The 26,326-nt window shown below is 60.5% G+C and carries 20 protein-coding genes; 6 read left to right on the top strand and 14 right to left on the bottom strand.

Going from position 1 to position 26,326, the window contains the following annotated elements:
• Positions 1 to 104: 104 nt before the first annotated feature.
• The 11 genes from J4E00_RS30025 to J4E00_RS13570 form a co-directional block, all read right to left on the bottom strand.
• Positions 105 to 1,109, bottom strand: coding sequence for a FecR family protein (locus J4E00_RS30025; RefSeq protein ID WP_208175704.1), 1,005 nt, complete (start codon positions 1,107 to 1,109; stop codon positions 105 to 107).
• Between the two features lie 147 nt (positions 1,110 to 1,256).
• The gene (locus tag J4E00_RS13525) at positions 1,257 to 1,619 is read right to left on the bottom strand and encodes an MOSC domain-containing protein (RefSeq protein WP_236049758.1); all 363 of its coding nucleotides are present in this window, start codon (positions 1,617 to 1,619) and stop codon (positions 1,257 to 1,259) included.
• Complete coding sequence (locus tag J4E00_RS13530; RefSeq protein ID WP_208175706.1) at positions 1,594 to 1,893, bottom strand: MOSC domain-containing protein; 300 nt, start codon at positions 1,891 to 1,893, stop codon at positions 1,594 to 1,596. Before J4E00_RS13530 ends, J4E00_RS13525 begins: the two co-directional genes overlap by 26 nt.
• Positions 1,894 to 1,946: 53 nt before the next feature.
• A complete protein-coding gene (locus J4E00_RS13535; protein ID WP_208175707.1) occupies positions 1,947 to 2,516 on the bottom strand; it encodes an RNA polymerase sigma factor in 570 nt (189 codons plus the stop codon).
• Positions 2,517 to 2,695: 179 nt separating this feature from the next.
• A complete protein-coding gene (locus J4E00_RS13540) occupies positions 2,696 to 3,265 on the bottom strand; it encodes a lactate utilization protein C (protein WP_208175708.1) in 570 nt (189 codons plus the stop codon).
• Positions 3,262 to 4,662 (bottom strand): lactate utilization protein B, encoded by a 1,401-nt coding sequence (locus J4E00_RS13545; protein WP_208175709.1) that lies wholly within the window; start codon positions 4,660 to 4,662, stop codon positions 3,262 to 3,264. The genes J4E00_RS13540 and J4E00_RS13545 overlap by 4 nt, the downstream gene beginning before the upstream one ends.
• Before the next feature lie 158 nt (positions 4,663 to 4,820).
• A complete protein-coding gene (locus J4E00_RS13550; RefSeq protein WP_208175710.1) occupies positions 4,821 to 5,567 on the bottom strand; it encodes a (Fe-S)-binding protein in 747 nt (248 codons plus the stop codon).
• A 105-nt stretch (positions 5,568 to 5,672) separates the two neighbouring features.
• Entirely contained in the window at positions 5,673 to 7,058 is a 1,386-nt protein-coding gene (locus J4E00_RS13555; RefSeq protein WP_208175711.1) for an FGGY-family carbohydrate kinase, read from the bottom strand.
• The gene (locus tag J4E00_RS13560) at positions 7,055 to 8,335 is read right to left on the bottom strand and encodes a TIM barrel protein (RefSeq protein WP_208175712.1); all 1,281 of its coding nucleotides are present in this window, start codon (positions 8,333 to 8,335) and stop codon (positions 7,055 to 7,057) included. Before J4E00_RS13560 ends, J4E00_RS13555 begins: the two co-directional genes overlap by 4 nt.
• Positions 8,336 to 8,662: 327 nt before the next feature.
• The gene (locus tag J4E00_RS13565) at positions 8,663 to 9,706 is read right to left on the bottom strand and encodes a GntR family transcriptional regulator (protein ID WP_236049762.1); all 1,044 of its coding nucleotides are present in this window, start codon (positions 9,704 to 9,706) and stop codon (positions 8,663 to 8,665) included.
• Between the two features lie 288 nt (positions 9,707 to 9,994).
• A complete protein-coding gene (locus J4E00_RS13570; RefSeq protein WP_208175713.1) occupies positions 9,995 to 12,103 on the bottom strand; it encodes a bifunctional aldolase/short-chain dehydrogenase in 2,109 nt (702 codons plus the stop codon).
• A gap of 245 nt (positions 12,104 to 12,348) precedes the next feature.
• Between J4E00_RS13570 and rhaT the strand changes: the two genes are divergently transcribed.
• The 6 genes from rhaT (at position 12,349) to J4E00_RS13600 (ending at position 22,225) form a co-directional block, all read left to right on the top strand.
• A complete protein-coding gene (gene rhaT, locus J4E00_RS13575; RefSeq protein ID WP_208175714.1) occupies positions 12,349 to 13,437 on the top strand; it encodes an L-rhamnose/proton symporter RhaT in 1,089 nt (362 codons plus the stop codon).
• A 75-nt stretch (positions 13,438 to 13,512) separates the two neighbouring features.
• Positions 13,513 to 15,462 carry a rhamnogalacturonan lyase gene (locus J4E00_RS13580; RefSeq protein ID WP_317196623.1) on the top strand — a complete coding sequence of 650 codons (1,950 nt, stop codon included), beginning with the start codon at positions 13,513 to 13,515 and terminating at the stop codon, positions 15,460 to 15,462.
• A 50-nt stretch (positions 15,463 to 15,512) separates the two neighbouring features.
• The gene (locus tag J4E00_RS13585) at positions 15,513 to 16,283 is read left to right on the top strand and encodes a rhamnogalacturonan acetylesterase (protein WP_208175716.1); all 771 of its coding nucleotides are present in this window, start codon (positions 15,513 to 15,515) and stop codon (positions 16,281 to 16,283) included.
• Between the two features lie 25 nt (positions 16,284 to 16,308).
• The gene (locus J4E00_RS13590; protein WP_208175717.1) at positions 16,309 to 17,109 is read left to right on the top strand and encodes a rhamnogalacturonan acetylesterase; all 801 of its coding nucleotides are present in this window, start codon (positions 16,309 to 16,311) and stop codon (positions 17,107 to 17,109) included.
• 375 nt (positions 17,110 to 17,484) lie between these two features.
• A complete protein-coding gene (locus J4E00_RS13595) occupies positions 17,485 to 19,230 on the top strand; it encodes a hypothetical protein (RefSeq protein WP_208175718.1) in 1,746 nt (581 codons plus the stop codon).
• 133 nt (positions 19,231 to 19,363) lie between these two features.
• The gene (locus J4E00_RS13600; protein WP_208175719.1) at positions 19,364 to 22,225 is read left to right on the top strand and encodes a glycoside hydrolase family 2 protein; all 2,862 of its coding nucleotides are present in this window, start codon (positions 19,364 to 19,366) and stop codon (positions 22,223 to 22,225) included.
• 287 nt (positions 22,226 to 22,512) lie between these two features.
• Here the strand turns inward: J4E00_RS13600 and J4E00_RS13605 are convergent, their stop codons facing one another.
• From J4E00_RS13605 to J4E00_RS13615, 3 genes are all read right to left on the bottom strand, one after another.
• Positions 22,513 to 23,247, bottom strand: coding sequence for an SDR family oxidoreductase (locus J4E00_RS13605; protein WP_208175720.1), 735 nt, complete (start codon positions 23,245 to 23,247; stop codon positions 22,513 to 22,515).
• Positions 23,248 to 23,340: 93 nt separating this feature from the next.
• Entirely contained in the window at positions 23,341 to 24,594 is a 1,254-nt protein-coding gene (fabF, locus tag J4E00_RS13610) for a beta-ketoacyl-ACP synthase II (protein ID WP_208175721.1), read from the bottom strand.
• A gap of 139 nt (positions 24,595 to 24,733) precedes the next feature.
• Positions 24,734 to 26,296 (bottom strand): DHA2 family efflux MFS transporter permease subunit, encoded by a 1,563-nt coding sequence (locus J4E00_RS13615; RefSeq protein ID WP_208175722.1) that lies wholly within the window; start codon positions 26,294 to 26,296, stop codon positions 24,734 to 24,736.
• Between the last annotated feature and the right edge of the window lie 30 nt (positions 26,297 to 26,326).

Genomic DNA, 26,326 nt, shown 5'->3' on the forward strand with positions numbered 1-26,326 from the left:
CTAATCGGATTTAGGGACTCTCCACCTCGCCGGCAGGTACGAACTGCCGGTTTTTGCCTGGGAGGCAGCGGGTTGGCGCCTGCTGCTTTCCTTTTGAAAAAGCATCATTCAGCGGCGTTTCCGCTGGTTGGTTGCTGTAGGTAAATCACCTGGCCCTCGCGCCGGTAGCTCAGCGGGCCAGCTAGTTGCAGGGCGGCCAGTACGGCCGGGAGGGGTTCGTTTTCGAAAGTGGCCCAGAGGCGAACCTCGGCCGTGGCGGCATCGGCAAACACCAGCTTCACGCCGTACAGGCGCTCAATCTGGCCGGCCACGTCGCCCAGCTTCTCGTTGCGAAACACCAGCTTGTTGGTGCGCCAGCCCGTCACCTTTGCCGCGTCGAACGACTGCCGGTAGATGTGGCCCGTGGCGTGCTCGGCCCGCAGCTGCTGGCCCGGTGCGAGCAGGTAATGCTCCTGCCTGTCAAACACCTCCACCTTGCCTTCCACTAGCGAAACGGCCGTTTGCCCCGCCCCGTGCACGGCGCTGACGTTAAACTTGGTGCCCAGCACCTGCGTCACCCAGGTGCCGCTGTGCACCCGAAACGGCCGGTGCGGATTCTTGCTGACTTCAAAAAAAGCCTCGCCCTCCAGGTACACTTCGCGGTTGGTGTCGCTGAATTTGGCCGGGTAGCGCAGCTGGCTTTGCGGCGCCAGCGTCACCAGTGAGCCATCGGGCAGACGCACCTGTTGCTTTTGGCCCGCCATCGTCCGGCAGGTTTGGTAGGCTACCGCCGGGCTGGGCTTCAGATAAGCGTATCCGCCACCAACCAAGCCCACCAGCAGCAGCATGGCCACGAACTGATGCCGACGCGCCATGCGCCACCGGCGGGCAGGTGCAACAGGCTGGGGCGCCGACTGGGCCAGTCGGGCTTTCACGCTACGGAGCGCGACGGCGGTTTCGGGCGTGGCGGTGGGCGTCTGGCTGCGTTGCCACACGGCTTTTAGCTGCTCGAACGTGCGTTCGTTTTCCGGCGATTGAGCGACCCAGGTAGCCAGTTGTGTGTTCTCGTCCGACGACGTTTGCCGGGCCAGGTAGCGGGTGATGAGCAGGTAGATTTCTTCTAATTCCACAGGGCAGCACGGGCCGAACTGGCTCCGTATGCCTCAAAGACGCCGCCGCCCGCGCACCTCGTGACACGGGAAATCAAGCATAACCGAAGGGTAACAACCGTAACGCTAGCGTAATACGAGTCCCTGCACCTGCCCCGTAAGAAACCGCTAAAGCGCCGCCTGAATTTCGCGGAATGCCCGCTGCCAAAAAGCCGGCAAAACCGGTACCGCCAGAATGGCCCGCACCTGCGCGGCATCCTTATCCGGCAACCAGAAATTATCAACTACCTGCTGCACGGTTACCGCGTGAGCCGACGGTTCCAGCAGCGTGATGGCATCACCGACTTGCAGGACGCCTTGCTCCAGCACCCGGAAATAGATGCCGCTACGCCGGGCACGCACGAACTGCTTCACCATCCCGGCATCATTGAGCCGGATGCCCTGCTTGTAGCACGGCATGCGCGGCTGCACGGCCATGAGCACCGCCGTCCCCACCCGAAACAAGTCACCGATGCAAACCTGCGTTTCCAACAAGCCGCTGGTGGTCAGGTTCTCCCCAAAGGCAGCATCTGTCAGCTGGCACGATGTCGCGCCAGTAATCGTAATGCTCCAGCGCATAGGCGTACACCGACTTGTCAGGGCCGCCGTGCACGCGCAAGTCGGCCTGGCCATCGCCTTCCAAGTGCTTGGCCAGTACCCGCACGGGGCCGCTTACGGGCTGCTTGAAAATGCCGGTTTTCACGGGCTGGCCTTCCCACAGAATCTCCCGTGGCAGGCCTACATTAACGGAGGAGATGCGCATCATGACCAAAAGTAGCCACTTTCCACTGGTGGGCCGCTATCCAACCTGTCGCCAGGCTATCGGGCGCCGGACACCTGTAGCGCCTCTTTCAAAAAGCGCAGGGCCCGGAACATATGCGTCTTCACCGAATTGATGGAAATGCCCAGCAACGTCGCAATTTCCTCATACGTCAGGTTGCCGTCGCGGTGCAGCTGGAAAACCTGGCGGGTACGCTCCGGCAGCCGCTCTATAAAGTTGAACAGTTGAGAATTTAGCTCCTGAAAAACCAGCAGTTGGTCCGGTTGCAGGTAAGCGTCTTCGGACTGATGCAGCGGCAGTTCCTCCTCCGCCTCAATAATGCTGCGTCGCTGCTGCCGGAGCTTGTCAAAGCTGCGGTGCTTCACAGCCGCGTAGAGGTAGGACGCCAGCGAGCCTTGTACGTGGAGCTGTGCGCGGCTGGTCCAAATGGCGCAAAAGGTGTCGGCCACCACGTCTTCGGCGGCGTCGGTGGGGTAGGGGAGCAGGCTCTTGGCGTAGCGCAGCAGCCCGGCGTAGTGGCGGGTAAACAGCGCATCAAAAGCCGCTTCATTGCCCGAAGCAAGCGCTTCGAGGTACTGCTTGTCAGAAGAAGTAAGTGCGAACATCATACCAGTAGACAAAGCTACCGGCGACGTAAGGCGGGCAAGTTACCGCTTTGTTACGGTATGGTTAATCTGGGTTTGGATTGGGTTTGGACTGTAGAGGCGCGACATTTCGCGTTGCCTGCTTGCGCCGTTATTGATAAATTTTTCAACCGCGAGACGCGAAGCGCTGTGTCTCTATACACCTAATACACCAGCACTACCAAGCTGCGCGCCCCGTGCGCTCCAATGACTAGCGACTGCTCAATATCGGCCGTTTTGGATGGCCCGGCCACAAACTTGCCATAACCGCCCGTATTCGGCAATTGCGCATAGGCTTGGTGCATAGTGGCCACAATGCGCCGGTGGTCGAGCACCAGCGCCAGATGCTGCGTGATGGTGGGCAAGGCCCGGTTCAGCATGTTCACCTCGGGCAGCCAGACCGCGCCGTTTTCAGCCACCCCAATCTCGCCCTGCAACACGGCCAGGTCGATGTCGGCCAGCACATCGGTGGGCGTTTGGGCATCTACCGCGACCGTAGCAGTGGCCAGAGTTGAGGCCTTCAGCTTGGCTTCCGGAAAAAGCTGGCGCAACGTTTCCTCCAGCTCATTCAGGCCGGCCATCCGCACCACGGTGCCGCCAATACCCGTGAGCACGGTCGTGAACCGCTCAATGGTGGCTTCGCCGCCAAAGTCGGGCACGGTGGGCAGCGGCAGTTCCTCCGGTTTGTTGGCCTTGGTGGCGGCTAGAATTCGTTCGCGGGAAGTGGTGCTCATGCGGAAATCTGAGGTTGCGTGGGCTGAGCGGCTGGTGCGGGCTGCTTGGCGTACCACTCGCGGAAGCTTTGCTTGGGCGCTTCGGGCAACTCGCGGGCCACGGCCCAGGCATTCATAGAGGGGGCATGGGTGAGGCCGTGCGGAAGCAGGCGCAGGGCCTTGCGCGCAAACTGTCCGCCCAGTCCGTACACGCGCGTGCTGGCCAGTACGCGACCCATAAATTTCATGCTCCACTTCTTGGAGGCTGGGATTTCATTGGCCTCGCCCAGCACCTGCCGCCACTTGTAGAGCTGGGTGTGAATGTCAATTTTTACCGGGCACACGTCGGTGCAGGAGCCGCAGAGCGTGCTGGCAAACGGCAGCGAAGCGTGCTTCTTCATGTCGATATTGGGCGACAGAATGGCTCCAATCGGACCGGGCACGGTGAAGTCGTAGCTGTGGCCGCCGCTGCGCCGGTACACCGGGCAGGTGTTCATACAGGCTCCGCAGCGAATGCACTTCAGCGACGCCCGGAAATCAGGTCGGCCCAACTGCTGCGTGCGGCCATTGTCCACAATGACAATGTGCATCTCCTTGCCCGGCGCCGGCTTGGTGAAATGTGACGTGTAGGTCGTGACCGGCTGCCCGGTAGCACTCCGCGCCAGCAGCCGCGTGAATACGCCCAGGTCGCTCAATCGCGGAATAATCTTCTCAATGCCCATCGCCGCGATGTGCACCTTGGCCAGATTCACGCCCAAATCCGCGTTGCCCTCGTTGGTGCAAACCACTACCGCGCCGGTTTCGGCAATGGCGAAGTTGACGCCCGAAATGGCCACTTGCCCCGCCAGAAACTTGGCTCGCAAGTGCTGGCGCGCAGCTTCGGTAAGACGTTGCGGGTCGCTTTCGCCCTTCGTCGTGCCCAGGTGCGTGTGGAAAGTATCGCCCACATCCTCCTTCTTCAGGTGAATGGCCGGCAGCACAATATGACTCGGCGGCTCGTCCCGAAACTGAATAATCCGCTCCCCCAAATCCGTGTCCACCACCTCGATGCCGTGCTTGATGAGGAACGGGTTTAGGTGGCACTCTTCCGTCAGCATCGACTTGCTTTTGACGATGCGCGTGGCACCCTGCTTCTGAATAATATCCAGAATAATAGCGTTGTGCTCGGCCGCGTCGGCAGCCCAGTGCACGTGCACGCCGTTGGCTTGTGCTGCTGCTTCGAATTCCTGCAAATACAGGTCGAGCCGGCTCAATGTGTGGTTTTTAATGCCGGAAGCCAGCTCGCGCAGTTCCTGGAATTCGGGCACGCCGTACGCGGCGCGGTCACGCTTCTCCCGCACGAACCAAAGGGTTTCGTCGTGCCAGGTGGTGCGGTCGGCATCCAGCAAAAATTTGTCGGCGCGAATGGCGTGGTTCATGCGGTGGGGTAGTGGATTGGTGGATGGGCGGACAATCAGCCCGTCATGCCGAGCGCAGCCGAGGCATCGCGCTCACTTCGTTGCAATGGTATAATCACTTCTGCACGCGAGATGCCTCGGCTGTGCTCGGCATGACGGGCTGTTTCAACCTGAAGTATCTACGCATTAACCATTACTCCATTCAGAATCTCCGCTGCGTGCATCACTTTGATGGGCAGCTTGGCGCGGCGCACAATGCCTTCCAAGTGCATGAGGCAAGACATGTCGCTGCCGGTGAGCACCTGCGTGCCGTTACGGACGTGGTCGGCCACGCGGTCCTGGCCCATACGAGCTGAGATTCCAGCTTCCGAGACGCAGAAGGTGCCGCCGAAACCGCAGCATTCATCGTTGCGGTTCAAGTTGGTTAGCTCAATGCCATCGAGCGAACGTAGCAGGCGGCTGAGCTGGCCATCGCGCACGGGCGTCATCTCCGACTCGTTGGCTTGGTGCAGGCCGCGCTGGCCATGGCAACTCAGGTGCAGGCCCACTTTGTGCGGGAAGGCCCCGGGCAATTCCTCCACCTTCAGCACCGTGCTGATGAAGTCAATCAGGTCGTAGGCCGCGCCGCGCACGTGTTGCACATCGGCGGTCTGGTCCAGCTTGTCGAAGTGCTTGCGGACGTGATACACGCAACTTCCCGATGGGGCTACTACATAGTCGTAGTCGCTAAACGTCTGCACGAAGTGCTTGTAGATGGGCAGGGCGTCGCGCTCGCAGCCGCTGTTGGCCAGGGGCTGGCCGCAGCAGGTTTGCTGAGCCGGGAAGTGCGCCTGCACACCCAGCTTCTCCAGCAGCTGCAGCGTCGCAATGCCGACCTGCGGGTAGAACTGGTCGATATAGCACGGTACGAATAGGGCGACTTTCATTCTGTTTTATAGCGTATGCAGCGTGTAATCTGTGAGTTCGCGCGTAGGCGAACATCCCGGCAACGCGCAGACTCGCAGAGTCCACGCTACAATTGTTCAGCTCTCTTAAACCGTCCGGCTTGGCGCGGCTACCAGCGGCATATCCTCGTCATCCGTAAACAGCGGCTGGGTTTTCTTCAGCGCCTCGCCCTGCTCCAGATGCACCAAGGCACCCAGCGCCGTGGCCTGCGGCACTTCCAGCGTGCGAATTTCCGCCTTCGGGAAGTTCCAGCTCAGCGTTTGCATGAAGAGCGGGTTACGAGCAAAACCGCCATCGACGAAGATGGTTTTCTCGCCCTGCCACACGAGGTGAATAGATTCGAGAAGAATGTTTATCAAGCCGTGCATGAGGTGCTGGTAGGCATCCGAAGCGGTGCGGAAGCCGCTCAGGTCCCAGTCCTCGGCCGGTTGGTCGGGGAAGGGGCCGGTGCCGGCCATGCAGGCGGGGCGGAAGCCAGCCGAAGCCTCATCATACGGTCGGGCCAGCACGATGGAGCGGTAAAAATCGGGCTTGACGTGGAAGTGGGCGGCAATGCGCTCCACTTGGTAGTCGTGCTCGCGGCCCAGGAATACGCGGGCGGCGCGGGTAGCCTCGCCCCGCGGCGTCATGAAGCTGAGGCAGTCGCGGCGCAGCAGCTCCGGCGTGAGCGGGTTGCTGTTGAAGGGATTGATGGTGACCGACCAGGTGCCGGTGGAGACCAGCACAAAGGGCTCGTCGTGCTCCGCCAGATAGGGCATTACCGCCGAAGTGCTGTCGTGCAGGCCTACGCCCACCATGATACCATCCACCACGGAGGCGATGGAGTCGCGCGTGAGGGGCGCCAGCTTCTCGTCGATGCCTTCGCGGTACACCCACTCGTGGTAGTCGCCGCGCTTGAAATCCCATAGGGCCGTGTGGCAGCCAATGGACGTGAAGTCGCTGAATTTTTCACCTGAAATCAGGTAGCAGAGGTAATTCGGCAGGTGCAGCGAGGTGTGAATCTGGGCGAATTTCTCCGGCTTGGCATATTTCAGCCAGTAGAGCTGCAGGCCCGAATTGAGCAAGCCCAGGCGCGGCGAGCAAGTGTCGGCCGCGAATTCTTCTGGCGACTGGCTCAGCTCTGTGTAGAACTTGGCCTCAATGTCGGCCGGCATCGGTTTGAGGTAGTTGTAGAGCGGCAGCATGGGCTGGCCGTCGGCCCCGAGATGCACCCAACTGGCACCGTAGGCCGTGAAATTCACGCCCTTTACGGTGTAGTGCGGGTGGTGGCGTAGCTGCTTCCAGTGGTCCAGCACCCACTCTGTGAGGCGGGGCAGGTGGTCGCATACAAAGCCGTCATCATCCAGCACATCGGTGCAGACGTGCAGCTCCTCGTTGATAATCTGCTGGTCCTCATCAAAAAGAATCAGCTTCTTATTGGTCTTGCCGATATCGAAAACGGCATAGACGGTTTTCTTTACGCTTGGATTCATAGCCCCGTCGATACGCTGTGCTTGCCGCGCTGCTGGATGAGTTTCTCGCGCACGCTCTCGGCGCGGAAGGCCGAAAGGGGCCGGATGGCGCCGCCGGCGCGCAGATAAGCTTCTGAAACTAGCGGGCGCACGTCGGTGAGGAAGGCGTCGCGCAGGATTTCCTCGGCGCGCACTACGTCGTTGGCGTCCTGGGCTTCGGCGAGGGCTTCGCGGTCTACCAGCAGAGCTTTGGCGTAGGCCGAGAGGATGTTTTCGACCGATTGCAGGAGGTCTTCCAGCGGGTCTTTCACGTTGTGGCTAGCATCAATCATGTAGGCCACGGCCTCGGCGGGTACCGATTGGTCGAGGGCGGCGTCCACCAGCTCGTTGAAAATCAGGAACAACTGGAAGGGCTTGATGCTGCCGGTGGTCAGGTCGTCGTCGCCGTACATCGAGCCGTTGAAGTGGAAGCCACCTAGGCGGCCAAACTGCCGCAGGCGGCCCACAATCTGCTCAATGTTGGTGTTGGGCAGGTGATGGCCGAGGTCAACCAACACCTGAGCCTGCTGGCCCAGTGCCTGGCAAAGCGCCAGCGAAGTGCCCCAGTCCGGAATCACCATCGAGTAGAAGTTAGGCTCGTAGGGCTTGTACTCCACCAGCATGGTCCAGTCGCTCGGCATGGCCTCGTAGATGGCCGCCAGCGACTCTTGGGTGCGCAAAAATGCGCGGCGCAGGTGCGACTGGCCCGGGAAGTTGGAGCCGTCGGCTAGCCAGATGGTTAGCGTCTTGGCATCGAGCTGTTTGCCATAGCGCACGCAGTCGATGTTGTGCTGAATGGCCTGTTCGCGCACGGCCTTATCGGTGTGGCTGAGCGAGCCGAATTTATACGACTGCGGCTGGTCTTTCTGGTCTTGGAAGGTGTTGGAGTTTACCGAATCAATCACCAGACCTTTTTCTTTCAGCAGTTGCTGAAGGCCAGGAATGTCCTGCGGGATGTCCCAGGGAATGTGCAGCGAAATGGAGTTCGATGAGCGGTTGAGCGCCTGCAGAATGCCCACGTCGCTGATTTTATCTTCCAGCGTAGCAGGCTCACCGCCGGCTGCAAATCGGCCGAAACGGGTGCCGCCGGTGCCCAGTGCCCAACTCGGAATCGCCACCTGAAAATCAATCAGCTTTTGCACCACGGCAGCCACATCGGCGTGGCGCAGGCGCGGCGACTCGGCCGTGTACTGAAACTGGGTTTGGTGCTCGGCCAGCAGCGGCTGGTTGAGTTCGGCTAGGCGTTGGTCAGAGAACATAGTTGGCTAAAGAAATAATGTCCGGTGTGGGTTGGGTAGAACAAATTACCCGTTGGTATCGGCCGGAACTGTTCTGGGCTCTCCTGTTTTGTGCGTGAAAACCTGACGCGGGAAACCTCCCCCCGGCCCCGGTTTGCTTAAAGCGCGAAGCCCGCGGAGAGGGGAACCTAGCGATTTGTAGCGCGGACTTTCATTCCGTGAGTTGCCTAAACCAATGCTAACTAAACGCGAACTGAAAGTCCGCGCTACACCGCTTGCGCCGCCGTGGCTCTCCTCTCCGCGGGCTTCGCGCTTTAAGCAAACCGGGGCCGGGGGAGGCGAACGCAGTTACAACGACCCGCGCCGAATCGTGTAGAACGGGTTCTTCACTTTCACGCGCTGCTTTTCCAGCAACAGCGTGGCAGCGGTTTTGCCCATGGCTTCGAAGTCGGTGGTAATCACCGTCATGTTAAGCAGTTCTTTGAGGGGCGTTTCGTTGAAGGAAATAATGCCCACTTCACGGCCCAGCAGGTAGCTGGTCTGGCGGATTTTCTTCACCAGCTCCACTAGGTCCGTTTCGCGGATTACCACGTAGGCAGTGCCGGCCTGCACCACTTCGTTCATGGCGTTTTCAACCACCGAAAACTCCTTATTGCGCATCAGGCAAAAGGAGCGGAAACCCCAGGGTAATTCCTCCGGGTGGTTAGCGTCGGAAGGCAGCACGAGAACCAAGCGGGAGTACTTTTCGAGCAGGTCCTCGGAGCTTTCCAGGGCGTTGAAAATGTCCTTGTCGAAATCCTGAAAGACGCGCAGGCAATCGTGGGTCAGCTCAGGAATGTCCTTGTCGAGTAGCACCAGTTCCTGGCTGGGAATGGTGTTGAGTACCGCGCGCGACTGCACCTTGTCGCTGTTCAGGGCAAAGTGCGGCATCACCACGTAGTAGTTGTACTTGCCGAGATTCTTCTCAATGATTTCCTGAAACAGGTTCACGTTGTAATGGTGAATCTGGAGGTCGACGGTGGCCCGGTCACCGAGGGTTTCGAGGAAAGCGTAGTAGATGATTTTTTTGTAGGAGCTGAGCTTGTTAAACACCAGCAAAATCTTCAGCTTCGAGGTGTCGCTGGCTTGCACGTAGTAGCCTTTACCCTGCACCGAGGTTATGAAACCCCGCTCGCGCAGCTCGCGGTAGGCCTTTTCCACGGTGTCGCGCGCCAGGTAATGCTCCACGCTCAGCTCGCTGATGCTGGGCAGGTGGTCACCGTTTTTCAGCACGCCGCGCTCGATATCCATGATGACCGATTGCACAATCTGCTTGTACTTCGGGGTTTTATCGAGCGGCTTTAGTTGAAGTTGATACATCCCGGGGGTGGTGGGCAAATCATGCGATTTCATGCGTTTCTACTAAGGGAAACCCGGTTGGAGGCAGCGAAATTCAGCAGCGCAAGTAGGAAGGTGGGAGAGGCAAACGCGAGGCGTTACCCCAAATGTAGCTTTTTCCGCAATGCCAGTGGATAGATATCTCGTTTTTGTTTGCACAAAAAAGAACGTCATGCTGAGCGCAGCCGAAACCTCTTTCGTGCAGTAGTAACTCAATCAATTGGTTTACTACTGCACATGAGAGGCTTCGACTGCGCTCAGCATGACGTTCTTTCTAATCAAACTGACACAGTCGTCAGCGGCTTAGCGCACGAAAGCCATTGCTACGCCGCCGTCCACGTTCAGCACGTTGCCGGTGCTCTTGCTCAGCGAGCCATCCACGAATACGCGAACTGCCTTGGCAATGTCTTCAGAGAGCAACTCCTCGCCTAGCAAGGTGCGCTTGGCGTAGTGGGCGGGCAGCTCTTCCACCGAGATGCCGTAAGCTTTGGCACGGCCAGCGGCCCAGTCGCCTTCCCAGATTTTGGAGCCGCGGAGCACCGCGTCGGGGTTCACGGTGTTGACGCGGATTTTGTCGGCGCCAAGTTCGGCGGCCAGCAGGCGGCTCATGTGCAGCTGGGCGGCTTTGGCGGTACCGTAGGCCACGTTGTTGGGGCCGGCCACGAGGCCGTTTTTGCTGGCAATGTTCACGATGTCACCGCCCAGGCCTTGCTGGCGCAGGATAGTCACGGCAGCTTGGCTTACCAGGAACTGGCCTTTCACGAGCACATCGTTCAGGATGTCCCAGTCGGCTTGCGTAGTATCGGCCAGCGGTTTGGAAATCGACAGACCAGCGCAGTTCACGATGATGTCGACGCCGCCGAATTGCAGCACGCCGGCCTTTAGCGACTCGGCGATGCTCTCGGCGCTGGTTACTTCGATGGGGGCGGTGATGGCGCTGTCCTTGCCAAATTGCTTGCGCAGGTCGGTTTGAGTTTCTTCCAGACGGTCGCGGTCCACGGCTACCACGCAGGCGCCGAATTTCAGCAGCTCTTCGCAGATGGCTTTGCCGATGCCGCCGGTACCACCAGTCACATAGGCCACCTTGCCCGAAAGGGCTTTGGGCGGAGCCATGCGCTGCAGCTTGGCTTCTTCCAGCAGCCAGTATTCAATGTTGAACGCTTCCTGCTCAGGCAGACCCTGGTAGGTGCTCACGGCTTCGGCGCCGCGCATCACATTGATGGCGTTGGTGTAGAACTCAGCGGCTACGCGGGCGGTCTGCTTGTCTTTCGAGAAGGAGAACAAGCCCACGCCGGGCCACAGGATGATAACCGGGTTGGCGTCGCGCATGGCAGGCGAGTTCGGATGCTTGCTGCGCTCGTAGTAGGCGGCGTAGTCGGCACGGTAGGCTTCGAACTGGCTTTCCAGGTAGGTTTTTACGCTGGCGGCATCGCCCTGCATCACATCGGCATCGAGCACGAGCGGACGAATTTTGGTACGCAGGAAGTGGTCGGGGCAGGAAGTGCCTTTGGCGGCGAGGCGGGCGAGGTCGTGCGAATTCACGAACTCCAGCACGCGGGCGTCGTCGGTGTAGTGGCCCAGCATGCGGCGCTGGCTGCTGGCGAGGCCGCGCAGCACGGGCATCACGGCAGCGGCGGCGTTGCGGCGGCCGGCAGCATCAAGGGTTTGCTCGCGCTTCACACCGCCGAAAACCGGGGCTTTCTTGCCGTAGTTGGCTTCGAGGTAGGTGGCAGCTTGCTCAATAACTTCGAGCGTGTTCATGTACGACTCGTACGACGTGTCGCCCCAGGTGAACAGGCCGTGGCCGCCGAGGATGACGCCGCGCAGGCCGGGGTTGTCGGCTACAATCTTTTCGAGCTGCAAGCCCAGGTCGAAACCGGGCTTCTGCCAAGGCAACCAACCCATGGTGTCGCCCCAGATTTCGTGCATGATTTGCTCGCCGTCCTTGCTGGCCGCGATGGCAATCAGGGCGTCGGGGTGCAGGTGGTCGATGTGCTTGAAGGGCAGCAGGCCGTGCAGGGGGGTATCAATGGAAGGCGTAGCGCACTTGGGGTCGAAAAGGCAGTACTCGAACAGGCCCACCATTTCATCTTCGAATTCCAGGCCGCGGTAGCGGTTTTTCAGCTGGTGCAGCTTTTCCACGTAGAGGTTGGCGCAGCCGGCTTTGGTGAGCGTGCCGATATCGCCGCCCGAGCCTTTCACCCACATCACTTCGGCGGCTTCGCCGGTCACGGGGTTGGTCTCCTGGATTTTGCAGGAAGTGTTGCCACCGGCGTAGTTGGTCAGGCGCAGGTCGGCGCCGAGCAGGTTGGAGCGGTAGAGGAAAAGGGCTACTTCATCGCCCGCCAGCTCGGCGGCTTTGGCTTCGTCCCAGAGGTAGCTGACGTGCTGGAAAGTGAGGGTTTTTTCCATGATAAGGCTTCGGTTGCGGTTAACCAGAAAACAGGGATAGGTTTGCTTTCGACAAAGGTGCTGGAATAACAAACCGGCAACATCCTGCACTCTCCTGCTTCGGTCGTAAAAAAAATGTTGGCCTGCTGGTAATATCGCAGCAAACGAGGGCCTGGACCGCAAATTCGCTGTTATTTCGCGTTCAGGAGAGCACAGGAGGGTTTGGACTCACTTACCGGGCAGCTTTGCCTAAAATCGACATAACTATGGCTGTAATCTGGGGAGTTATCCTTCATGCGCTGGGCGGCTTTGCTTCCGGCAGTTTTTACCTGCCTTATAAGAAGGTGAGCGGCTGGGCCTGGGAAAGCTACTGGCTGGTGGGAGGCATCGTGAGCTGGCTGGTGGTGCCGTGGATACTGGGCTTTGCCACCGTGCCGAACCTGCTGGAGGTGCTGCACCAAACCGATGGTACCACGCTGCTGTGGGTGTATTTCTGGGGCATCATGTGGGGCTTTGGTGGTCTCACCTTTGGGCTGGCTATGCGCTACCTGGGCCTGAGCCTGGGCATGGCCGTGATTATGGGCCTGTGCGCCCTGGTGGGCACGCTGGTACCGCCCATCTGGGAAGGGACCATGGGGCACCTGGCTAGCACCCTCTCCGGGCAGGTAACGCTGCTGGGGCTGCTGGTGTGCCTGGTGGGTATCCTGATTTGTAGCCGCGCTGGCCTGATGAAGGAGAAGTCGCTGACGGCGGAAGAAAAAGGCAAGTCCATTGCTGAGTACGACCTGCGCAAGGGGCTGATGGTGGCCGTATTCTCCGGCATCATGAGCGCCTGCTTTGCCTTCGGGCTGGCGGCCGGGCAGAAAATAGCCGACCTGGCCGTGCAGCAGGGCGCCGACCCGCTCTTTAAGAACAACGCCATTCTGGTGGTCATTCTGTTGGGTGGCCTCACCACCAACGCCGTGTGGTGCCTCTACCTCAACGTCAAGAACAAAACTTACACCGACTACTTCAACCCCTCGTATCCGGCCCTGCGCAACATCATTTTCTGCGCTATGGCAGGCACCATGTGGTACTTCCAGTTCTTCTTCTACGGCATGGGCGATACCAAATTGGGCACTTACCGCTTCTCGGGCTGGACGCTGCACATGGCCTTCATCATCGCCTTCAGCAGCATGTGGGGCTTGGTGCTGCACGAGTGGCGCGGGGCCAATAAGGCCACTATGCGCACCGTGACGCTGGGCATTCTGACGGTAGTGTTTTCGACCATTGTGGTGGGCTACGGCAACTACCTGGGCTCGCCGGAGCACAGCCAGCCCGCGCAGGATGCAGCGGCCGTCAGTTCCGGCAAATAGTCGTTTTTGGCTGCCGCAGGCCAAGCGCCCGGGCCTTGTCAGTAGATGGGGCCTGGGCTTTTTTATTCATTTGCCATGACCCAACGCTTCGTTGCTTTTCTGCTGACCACTGGCCTGCTAAGTGCCCGCCCGATGGCCGCGCCTCCCGCTGCCCCGCAGGCCCAGGCCGAGCGGCTGGGGCGCGGCGTGGTGGCCGTGGCGCAGCCTGATGGTAAGGTGTTCATCAGCTGGCGCTTGCTGACCACGGATGCGCCCGGTGTGGCCTTCGATGTGTACCGCCAAACCGGCAAGGGGACTCCCATTAAGCTGAACGCGCAGCCGCTCACGGCCGGCACCAACTGGCTGGATGAAGCTGCTAAAAAAGGCAAGTCGGGCACCTACTCCGTGTGCCTGGCCGGCACGTCCAAAGCCGCAAATGATGCTTCTGCCACCGCTGCTGCGTGGGCCGACGGCTACCTGCGCCTGCCGCTTCAGCCGCCGCCCGGTGGCACCGTGAGCAGCGGCTCCGAAACCAGCGCTTACACCTACACTGCCAACGATGCCAGCACGGCCGACCTGGACGGCGACGGCCAGTACGAAATCGTGCTGAAATGGGAGCCCACCAACTCCCGCGACAATGGTTCGAACGGTATTACCGGCCCGGTCATTCTGGATGCCTATAAGCTGAATGGCACCCGGCTCTGGCGCATCAACTTAGGGAAGAATATTAGGGCTGGCGCACACTACACCCAGTTTATGGCCTACGACCTCGACGGCGACGGCCGGGCCGAAGTAGCCTGCAAAACCGCCGATGGCACTGTGGACGGCCAGGGCAAAACCCTTGGCGATGCCAGCAAAGACTACCGCTCACTCACCGTGCCCACCGATGGGCTAGGCGTGGCCTCGGCCCGCGACAGCAAATACGGCCGCGTCCTGGCCGGGCCGGAGTATTTCACGGTGTTCAATGGCCTGACCGGTGGCGCGCTCGCCAGCACACCCTACCTGCCCGCCCGGGGCGACCTCAATGGCTGGGGCGGCATCGGGGGCAATGGCGGCAACGACAGCTACGGCAACCGCGTTGACCGTTTCCTGGCTTGCGTGGCTTACCTCGACGGCGCCAAGCCCAGCGTGGTGATGTGCCGCGGCTACTACGGCCGCACCGTGCTGGCTGCCTGGGACTGGCGCGGCGGCCAGCTCACCTCGCGCTGGGTATTCGACTCAAAAGATGGCAAAAGCCCCTTTTCTGGCATGGGCAACCACGGGTTGAGCGTGAACGACGTGGACGGCGACGGCAAAGACGAAATCGTGTACGGCTCGATGGTGGTGGACGACAATGGCACGGGCCTCTTCAGCACCGGTTTGCGCCACGGCGATGCCCTGCACGTGAGCGACTTCGACCCCGCTACACCTGGCCTCGAAGCCTGGGGCGTGCACGAGAACGAGGAGAAAGTGCCCGGCTACGAAAATGGCCCCGGCGCGGCTCTGTACGCCGCCGGCACTGGCAAAATCCTCTTCTCCGAGCTGCCGGGCCAGGATGTGGGCCGTGGCATGGCCGCCGACATCGACCCGCGCCACCCCGGGGCCGAAATGTGGACCAACGTGGCCGAACTGGGCCTGCTAAGCTGCAAGGGCGAGAAAATAGGTCCTGCACCCCGTTCCGTCAATTTCGGCCTGTGGTGGGACGGCGACCTGCTGCGCGAATTGCTCAACGACACCCGCGTGGAAAAGTGGGACTATCAGGCTGGCCAGCTCAGCACGCTGCTCGAAGGCAAAGCCTTCGGCGCCGCCTCCTGCAATGGCACCAAAGCCACGCCCTGCCTCAGCGCCGACTTGCTGGGCGATTGGCGCGAGGAGGTGGTATGGCGCACGGCCGATAATGCGGCGCTGCTCATTTTCAGCACAACGATTCCGACCACTCACCGCATGGCGACGCTGATGCAGGACCGCGCTTACCGTCTGGGCGTGGCCCGCGAAAACGTGGGCTATAACCAGCCGCCGCACCCCGGTTTTTTTCTGGGCGAAGGCATGAAAGGCGAAGCGAATTGATAAAGGCCATCATGCCTGCTGAGCACCCAATTTCTGAACCTCCACACCTCATGAAAGCCAGACTCCTGTTTCCCTTTGTGCTGCTCCTGCTGCTGTCGCTTGCCTTCACCAAACCCAGCCCGCCGCCTACGCTGTTTATTATCGGCGACTCGACGGTGAACAACAATGGCAAGGGGCAGTTGGGCTGGGGCAACGTCATCGGGGCCTACTTCGACACCACGCGGCTAAAGATTCGCAACAACGCCAAGGCCGGCCGCAGCACCCGCACCTTCATCACCGAAGGCCGTTGGAAAACCACCATCGACGCCATCAAGCCCGGCGATTTCCTGCTCATGCAGTTCGGCCACAACGAAGGCAGCGTGCCCGATACCAGCAAGGCTGGCCGCCGCGGCGTGCTACGCGGCACCGGCGAGGAAACCAAGAGCCTCGTGTGGCCCGACGGCCACCCCGAAACCGTGAACACCTACGGCTTCTACCTGCGCAAATTCATCCGCGAAGCCAAAGCCAAAGGGGCTACGCCGGTAGTTTGCTCCATGATTCCGCGCAACGAGTGGAAGGACGGCAAAGTCATCCGCGCCAGCAATGACTTTGGCAAGTGGGCGCGGGAAGTAGCGCAGCAGGAGGGAGTCACTTTCATCGATTTGAACGACATCACGGCCCTGAAATACGAGAAGTTGGGGCCCGAGGAAGTGAAGAAGTTCTTTCCCGGCGACCACACCCATACCAACGCGGAAGGCGCCCGCCTGAATGCCGAGTCAGTAGTCGATGGCATCAAAACCAATAAGAAACTGGTGCTGAACAAGTACCTGAAGAAGGGCTAACGCCTCTGTACCGTTCTAACGACCCATGAAATCCACCAAAACGGCCCTCACTTCTGGCCTGCTAATTCTCGCTCTACTGCTGGCCGCCTTCACCGCCCGCCCGCCCAAGCGCAAGCCCACGCTCTTCCTCATCGGCGACTCCACCGTGAAAAACGGCAAGGGCAAGGGCGACGGCGGCCTCTGGGGCTGGGGCAGCTACCTGCCCGCGCACTTCGACACCACCCGCATCCGCATCGAGAACGACGCGCTGGGCGGCACCAGCAGCCGCACCTTCCAAACCAAGGGCTTGTGGGAAGCCGTGCGGGCCAAAATCCAGCCCGGCGACTTCGTCATCATGCAGTTCGGCCACAACGACGACGGCGCCCTGGCCGACACTTCCCGGGCGCGCGGCACCATCAAAAGCAACGGCGACGAAAGCCAGGAAATCTACAACCCCCTTACCAAGCAGCAGGAAGTGGTGCACAGCTACGGCTGGTACCTCCGCAAAGTCATCACCGAAACCAAGGCCAAAGGGGCCACGCCGGTGGTGTGCTCGCTCATCCCGCGCAACGTGTGGAAGGACGGCAAGGTGAGCCGCGCCACCGACAGCTATACCAAATGGGCCGCCGACGCCGCCAAGCAGGGCAGCGCCTATTTCATTGACTTGAACCGCCTGGTAGCCGACAAGTACGACCGCGAAGGCGAAGCCAAAGTCGGCACCGTCTACTTCACCTCGAAAGACCACACCCATACCATCGAAGCCGGCGCCATCCTGAACGCGGCCACCGTGGCCGAAGGCCTCAAAGCCACAAAAGGCCTGGCCTTGAGCAAATACGTGAAGAAATAGCGCTGCTACGCGCCAATTGGGCCCGCGAATCCGTTGTCACACCCCGCGAACCGCTGCCTACGCCATGCAAACCGCTGCATAGGCCACGCGAACCACGCTATACGGCCCGCAAATCGCCTCACACGGCTCGCAAACCGCTTCATAGGGCCTGCAAATGGCCGCATGGGCCATGCAAACGGCCCCATGCAGTACGCAAATCGCTTCATAGGCGATGTTTTTCGTGTTTGCCGTGTTTCGCGTGTTGGCCATGTTTTGAAAATTCGCCATGTTTCACCGGCCCGCCGCTCCCTGCTTGGCAGGACGGTGCAGGAGGCTTACGGGCGGGGCGGGCGGTTCCTTCGATGCACCCATTCCCGCCTTTGCTACTGCTTTCTTATGAAAAAACGTGCCGTTCTGGCTGTGTTGCTGGGCTGCTTTGGCACCCTGAATGTCTGCGCCCAACTACCCGCCGTTCGTCCGGCACCACTGCCCGCCACGGTCATCATCCCGGCTTCAGACTTCATTCAGGAAATCCCAAAAGGCGTCATCATCGCCGATGCCGACGCCCTCCACGCACCCTGGATTTTCAACAACACGGCCCTCGTGCTGAAGTCGAAAACCAACATGCAGGTGCGCGTGCAAGTGCCCGAAGCCGGTACCTACACGCTGTACGTACGCAGCCAGGGCGAGAAAAACACCAGCTTCAAAGTGGCCATCAACGACAAGGTGACGGCCGCTAGCTTCGGCCGGGGCCCGCTGAGCTGGCAGGCCGGCGGCACGTTTGAGCTGCCGGCCTGCCCGGCTTACGTCAAGCTGACCCGCATAGAGATGGGCGCGGCCGTGGATGTGCTGGTGCTGAGCAAAAACGCCGGCTTGCAGGAGGAAGACGTGCGGCCCTACCAACTGCCGGAGGATGTGCAGCTGCTCAAGCAATACGCTATTCCGCAGTCGAATGCCGTGAAGTTTGGCGATGTGGACGGCGACGGTAAAACCGATTTTATGGTGCTGGAGCCCAACTTCTCGGCCCACGTTTTCAACAACGCCGGCAAGGAGCTTTGGGCATATCAGGCGCCGACCGAATACGTGAAAGAGCGGTCGGAATTTGAAGCGCCCGGCGTGCTCTGGGACTTCGACCACAACGGCCGCGCCGAAGTGGTGCACTGGCGCTTCATCGAGGGCCAGGAGTGGCTGGTAGTAGCCGATGGCCGCACCGGTAAAATCCTGCGCAAAACCCCCTGGCCCACCCAGCCGCTGCCGCACGTCTACAACAACTTCCGGCTAGCTATTGCCCACCTGCACCCCGGCCCGGCCAACGACCTGGTGGCCTACACCGACATGGGCGGCACCCAAACCGTAACGGCCTACGCCGCCGACCTCAAACAACTGTGGCAACACACCGAGCACCGCAAAAAGGACAACCTCGGCCACTACGTTTACCCCATTGATTTGAACAGTGACAACTTCGACGAAGTGCTGGTGGGCTCCCTGCTGCTCGACACCAAAGGCCAGGAAATCTGGAACCGCTTCGACCTGCTGCCTGATAACCACGACCACGCCGACAGCTACAAATTCATCGACATGAACGGCGACGGCAAGCTCGACATCGCCACCGCCAACAGCGAAACCGGCGTGTTTGTAGTGGATGCGGCGACCGGCAAAACCATCTGGCAAAACACTGCCGAGCACAGCCAGCAGCTCGCCGTGGGCAATTTCCTGAAAGGTGTTTCCGGTCCGCAGCTCGTCATCGGTGGCCGCACCTACGGCACCCGCGGCACCGACGAGCCCGGCCTCTCCAGCCAGCTCTACTGGTTCGACAACGGCGGCAGCCTGGTAAAAAAATGGCCCGGCAACCCCATCAACGGCAACCCCGATTTTGTGCGCGGCAACTGGCGCGGCGACGGCTCCACTTGGCTGTTCTGGCACAAATTCCACCTGAATGATGTCGGCACCGGCGAGCTGTATTTCCCGGACACAGTCTTCCACATGTTCGATTTCACCGGCCAGGGCGCCGAAGAAGTCATCACCCTAAGCCAGGGCCGGCTCAGCATTTTCGGCAGCCGCAGCGCCACCCACAGCGGCAAGGATTCGAAGAAGGATGTGGAATACCTGCGCAATTCCGTGGTGAACCACACGCATTATTGATTCATAACTGAGCTGTCATGCAGAGCGCAGCCCAGGCATCTCGCGTGCTTTCGCTAATCCTTTTTTAAACGACTCATTTACTATACCACGCGAGATGCCTCGGCTGCGCTCGGCATGACGTTCTGAATTTTATATGTTCAAAAACTTCCTCTTCCTGCTCCTCATTCTGCTGCTGAACCAGCCAGTTAGCGCCCAAACCACCAAGCAAATCCAATACCTTTCCGGCCGCGACAACCGCCGCGCCGTGAAGTGGGATTTCTACTGCACCGGCGGACGCAAAAGCGGCTACTGGACCACCATCGCCGTGCCTTCGTGTTGGGAGCAGGAAGGCTTCGGCCTCTACAACTACGGCCGCGACTACAAAACCTACGGCAAAAACTTCCGATTCGCCGATGAGCAGGGCCTCTACAAGCATAGCTTCACCGTGCCCGCCGCCTGGCGCGGCCGGCGCGTCGAAATCGTGTTCGAAGGTTCGATGACGGACACCGAGGTGAAGGTGAACGGCCAGGTGGCCGGGCCCATCCATCAGGGTGCGTTCTACCGTTTCAAGTACGACCTCACCGACAAACTCAAATTTGGTGAGGCCAATTTGCTCGAAGTGAAAGTGAGCAAGATGTCGGCTGAGCCCAGTGTGAACAACGCCGAGCGGCTGGCCGACTACTGGGTTTTCGGCGGGATTTTCCGGCCAGTTTACCTGCAGTCTTACCCGCAGCAATACGCCGAAAACGTAGCCATCGACGCCCGCGCCAACGGCAGCTTCACGCTCCGTGCCAACGTGCGCAACGTGAAGCAAGCCGCCCGGCTCCAGGCTGAAATTCTGGACCAAAAAGGTCAGACCGTGGGCACCGCCAGCACCAGCGTGGCCGCCGGCGACACCCTCGCGCGCCTGACTACTACCGTGAAAAACCCACGCCAGTGGACCAGCGAAACGCCCAGCCTCTACCGCGCCCGCCTCACGCTGCGCGTCGGCAACGAAACCCAGTACCAAACCACCGAAACCTTCGGCTTCCGCACCATTGAGGTGCGGCGCGGTAAGGGCATTTATGTAAACGGCACGCAGGTGAAAATGAAGGGCACCAACCGCCACAGCTGGTGGCCCGAAACCGGCCGCACCCTCAACGACAGCATCCAGCTGCAGGACGTGAAACTGCTGAAGGAGATGAACATGAACGCCGTGCGCATGTCGCACTACCCACCCGATGCCGAGTTCCTGCACCTCTGCGACTCGCTGGGCCTCTACGTGCTCGACGAGCTGGCTGGCTGGCAGAAATTCTACAGCACTAAGGCCGGCACGCCGCTGGTGCGGTCGATGGTGGAAAAGGACCAAAACCACCCCAGCATCATCTTCTGGGATAATGGCAACGAGGGCGGCACCAACAAAGAACTGGACGCCATTTTCTACCAGTATGACCTCACCAAGCGGCCCGTCATTCACCCGCACCACCGCCCCGGTAACGCCGCCAGCGGCATCGACTGCAACCACTACGAGGACTACTACAGCACCCAAAAAATCCTCGCCGATTCACTCATTTACATGCCCACCGAGTTCCTGCACAGCCAGGACGATGGGGGAGGGGGCGCCGGCCTGGCCGACATGTGGGAGCTGCACTGGAAGTCGCAACGCTCCGGCGGCGGTTTCCTCTGGGCCATGGTCGATGAAGGCATTGTGCGGACCGACCAGAACAACATCATCGACGTAAACGGCGTGAACGCGCCCGACGGCCTGCTGGGCCCGCACCGCGAAAAGGAAGGCAGCTTCTTCGCCATCCGCGAGATTTTCTCGCCTGTGCACATCACCCTGAAAGAGCTGCCCGCCAAGTTCGATGGCACGATTCCGGTTGAAAATCGCTACCATTTCACCAACTTCAGCCAGTGCTTTTTCCAGTGGGAGCTGGTAAACTTCCGCAAGCCGAGTGACCCATTTGCGGGAAGTTTGCCCGGCAAGAAAAGCCGTTTCAAAAGCCCTGCTGTGGCCCCGCTGGCTACGGGCCGGCTAAAGTTGGAGCTCCCGAAGGATTGGAAAAACTACGATGCCATTGTCCTGTCGGCTTTCGACCCGGCCAAGAACCTGGTGTATAAATGGACCTGGAAAACCGGCGGCAACACCCGCCTGCTCGACGGTGTGCTGGCCCTTGCTGCCAAGGACAAGCCCGCCGTACAGGTGGCCGAAACCGATTCTACTCTTAACCTCACGGCCAGCGGCATTTCGGTCACCTTTAGCAAAGCGAATGGCCACCTCACGGCCGTGAAGGGCAACAACGGCGACAAGCTCAGCTTCACCAATGGTCCCGTGCTGGTGGCCGGCACGGCCACCTTCACCGGCCTCACGCACCGCACCGAGCCCGATGGGGAGGTGATAGAGGCTCGCTACACCGGTGACCTGCGCAGCGTGCGCTGGAAAATGCACGCCACCGGCTGGCTGGAGCTGTCCTACGAGTACGCCCTTACCGGCGACCACGCCTTCGCGGGCCTTAGCTTCACCTATCCTGAAAACTTCGTCATCGGTGCCAAGTGGCTGGGCCAGGGCCCGTACCGCGCCTGGAAAAACCGCTTGGCTGGCACTACCCTCAACGTGTGGGACAACGCCAACAACAACACTCAAACCGCCGCCGCACCTTGGATTTACCCCGAGTTCAAAGGCTACTTCGCCGACATCGCCTGGATGGAGTTCAACACCGTAGAGGGCGCCTTCCTCGTGGCCAGCCCGGATAATGACCTGTTCATTCGCCGCTTCAACTTCTACGGCCTCTCGGGTGTGAAGCCCCAGCCCGGCCTGCCTATCGGCGACATTTCCTTCCTCGACGCCATCCCACCCATCGGCACCAAGCTGGGTTTGAATATCGACCAGCACCCTGAAAAGCTCGGCCCCAACAGCGAGCTGAACCATTTCAACGGTACACCCACCAAGCGTACGCTGTACTTCTACTTCGGCCTGCCGCCCACCGACAGCAAGCCCCAGCCCTACATCGCCCCGGTAAAGGACGACCTGTTCTAACAACCCGCCATCAGTGGCACTACCGCATTGTGTACCAGTCGGAGGCTGTGCTGTCATACTATTTTGACTTATGCAGCGCGTTCTCTCCCTGTTTTTGTTGCTTCTTGGTGGTTCATGGCTGGCGTGGAGCCTGGGCGCCATGCTCAGCTTCCCCCTCACTGCCGACACTGCTCCCTAATGCTAAGAAGCTAGCGAAACGCAGCGACGCAACGCCTGAGCGCTTAACCCAAAAACGCCGCCCAAACCCAGCGGTTCGGACGGCGGCTTATGCGTGTCAGCGGGGCTGTCTAGCTGTTCATCATCGCGAAAGCTTCAGACGGCGAAGTCCGTTGGAATTCGTAGAACTGCGCCGTCTGGCCCACCCGGATTTCGTCGTCGCCGTTGGCCAGACCCGTTAACAGCTCCTCGGCCACCTGCTGGGGCGGAATCCCGTTGGCCCCTCCGATTTCCGTCGAAAACTCGGTGTTCACCAGCGGCGGCATCAGCTCAATTACCCGAACGCTGGTGCTTTTGAGCGTGTGGCGCAACGCCTGGGTGTAAGAATGCACCGCCGCTTTGCTGGCCGAATAGGTGGGCACGGCCGAGGATGGTGCATAGGCCACGATAGACGACACGTTCACGATGGCTGCTTCCGGCTGCGCACTCAGCACCGGCAGCAACAGCTCGGTCAGCTGTATCATGGCCAGGTAGTTGGTGGCGATTTCGGCGCTGGCTTTCGAGAAAGCATCTGCGCCGGCCGTGAGCTGATAGGCCGAAGCCTGGCCCGCATTGTTGATGAGCACGCTCAGGTCGCTGAAATCAGCCTGGACTTGCTGCACCAGGCGCGCAACATCGGCCGTGTTGTTGATGTCGGCGGCAATGATTGACACGCCGGGTAGCTGGCCTGCTGCTGCTCGCAGCTTGGCCTCGTTGCGGCCCACGATGATGACGCGGTTGCCTTTTTCAATCAGCATTTTGGCAATGGCCAGGCCGATGCCGGAGCCGCCGCCCGTAACGAGGACGGTTTGGTTGGAGATGTTCATAGGGTTTGGTAATGGGAATGATGAAAAATGCCGGTTTCTGAAAGGCTGCCGGCGCAGCGGTTTCGTGGGGCCTTACCTGGAAAGCTGCTTGATTCAACTCGAAAACTTCTTCACAATCAGCGTGGCCGTGTGGCCACCGAAGCCGAAGGAGTTACTCATGGCGTACTCGATGGGGCGGTAGGCTGGCTGGCCCAGCGTGAGCTGCAAGCGGCTGGTTAGCTCCGGGTCGGGCTGGGTGGTGTTGATGGTGGGCGGCACCACGTCATGCTGCACGGCCTGCACGCAGGCAATGGCCTCCACGGCTCCGGCGGCGCCCAGCAGGTGCCCGGTCATGCTTTTGGTGGCGCTGATGTGCAGGTGCGGTGCCGGCCCAAATACCCGTCCGATGGCGTGCAGCTCGCTCGCATCGCCCAGGCCGGTGGAGGTGGCGTGCGCGTTCAGGTAGTCGATTTGGGCGGCGTGCAGGCCGGCGTCGTCCAGCGCGGCCAGCATGCTCAGGTAGGCGCCTTCGCCCTCGGGGTGGGTGCCGGTGAGGTGGTAGGCGTCGGCCGCCATGCCCCCGCCTACTACTTCGGCCAGAATGGGCGCGCCGCGCCGGAGGGCATGCTCGTATTCTTCCAGAATCAATGCGCCGGCTCCTTCGCCCACCACAAAGCCGTCGCGGGTTACATCGAAGGGCCGGGAGGCGGTGGCGAAGTCGTCGTTGCGGGTAGAAAGGGCCCTGAGGGCGTTGTAGCTCCCGATGCCCGTCTCGTTGACGGCCGCCTCGGAGCCGCCCGAAATCAGCACATCAGCCTTACCCCAGCGGATGTAGTTGAAGGCATCAATCAGAGCCGTGGTGGAAGTGGCACAGGCCGAAACTGTGGCGAAATTCAGCCCCCGCAAGCCGTGCTTGATGGAAATCACGCCGGCCGCAATGTCAATTATCATCTTCGCACCCATGAAGGGGTTGAAGCGCGGCGTGCCGTCGCCGTGTGCAAACTCGGTTATCTGTTCCTGCAAGGTGCCCAGCCCGCCCACGCCCGAGCCCCAGATGACGCCAATCCGGTTGCGGTTGAGCCGGTCGAAATCCAGCTCCGCGTGCTGTATAGCTTCTTCGGCCGCCACTAGCGCGTACTGTGTAAACAGGTCGTACTTACGCACTTCCTGGCGGTCGAGGAAGTTGAGCGGGTCAAATCCCTTCACCTCGCAGGCGAAGCGGGTTTTGAATTTTGATGCATCAAAGTGCGTGATGGGTGCCGCGCCGCTCACGCCCGCCACCAGCGCCCGCCCGAAGCTAGTTGCATCGTTGCCGATGGGCGTGAGGGCACCCACACCCGTAATAACTACCCGTTTATATTCAGGCATTGCGAAGAGGAATTAATGAAGATGAAAGAGAAATGAGCCATCATACTGAGGCTTTGCCTGACGCTGGAACCTCACCCCAGCCCATCTCCCGTGGAGAGGGGAGCCAGACGATTCTCGACTGAAGTGCAACCGGAGTTATCTAATGGTCCGACAGGCTGACCTTTACTGGCGCGCCGCCCGGCTGCCGTTTCACCACCAAAAGCAGCAGCGGCATGGCCGCCAGGAAAAAGCAGCCTACCAGTAGGAAAGCGTCGTTGTAGCTCATGATGCCAGCTTGTTGGTTTACCGTCGCATCGAGCAGCTGGTAGGCGCGCCGTTGGGCTTCAAACATAGGCTGGCCCAGGCGCACGGTTACCAGCTGGGCACCAGCCGCCAGCCGCTCGGCCACGCCCAGGTCGGTGGCCGTGAGGTGCGTGACTAGGGCCTGCCGGTGCACGGCAAACTGCGTGGCCAGAAACGTATTGACGATGGCAATGCCGAAGGAGCCACCCAGCTGGCGCATCATGTTGTTGAGGGCCGCGCCCTGGGCAATGTCCTTCAGCGGCAGGCCCGATACGGCCAGCGCCGTAAGTGGCACCGTGAGCAGGGCCAGGCCGGCTCCGCGCAAAATCAGGGGAAGGTAAAAATCGCCCTTGCCCGCCGTGCCATTGAGCAGGGCCATGCGCCAGCTGAAGGCAAAGAATAGCAGAAACCCCAGCGTGACAACTGCCGGAATCGGCACGCCGCTTTGCAGGGCGCGCGCCGTGAGTATCAGGCAGAAAATGGCTAGCACCGCGCCCGGCAGCAGAAGCAGGCCCGTATCGAGCACCGGGAAGTGCAGCAGCCGCTGCGCAAATACCGGCGTGAGATACACCGAGGTAAATAGCCCCATTCCGGTCACGAACGTGAGCAGCGCCGCCACGGCCAGCGAGCGGCTTTTCAGCACGCGCAGGTTCACGATGGGGAATTCGGTGGTCAGCTCCCACCAGATGAAAGCGATGATGCCCACGGCCGCCGCCACGCTCAATTGCATGATGTAGGCGGTTTGGAACCAGTCTTCTTCCTGCCCGCGCTCCAGCACCACCTGCAAAGCGCCCACGCCCACCACCAGGAAAAACAGCCCCACCCAATCCATGCGTAGCGTGTTGCGCGCTACCTGCACGGCCGGTTCCCGCACCAGCAAAACCGCCCCAATCGTGACGATGATGCCAATGGGCACGTTCACCAGAAATATCCAGTGCCAGGTACTCACATCCAGAATGTAACCGCCCAGCGTGGGCCCAATCGTGGGCCCTGTAAACACGCCGATGCCAAACAGCGCACTCGCCACCCCGCGCTTGGCCGGCGGAAACGCTTCAAACACAATGGTCTGGGAAGTCGACAGCAAAGCCCCGCCGCCCAGGCCCTGCACAAACCGAAAGGCCACCAACGTCCAGATATTACCAGCCGTGCCGCACATCACCGAAGCAAGCGTAAACAGGATTATCGAGCCGATGAAGTAGCGCCGCCTCCCCAGCCGCGCCGCCAGGAAGCTGGTAATCGGGATGATAATGATGTTGGCAATGGCGTAGGACGTGATTACCCACGACGTATCGGCCAGCGTGGCGCCCAGGTTACCGCTCATGTGCGACAAGGCCACGTTCACAATGCTCGTGTCAATTAGCTCCATCACGGCCGCCGCAATCACGGTGGAACACAGCAGGAAAATGCGAAGGGGACTCATGGTAATATGATTTATTATACCAATCGGTAT

This window comes from Hymenobacter negativus (assembly GCF_017571495.1).
Classification (GTDB): Bacteria; Bacteroidota; Bacteroidia; order Cytophagales; family Hymenobacteraceae; genus Hymenobacter; species Hymenobacter negativus.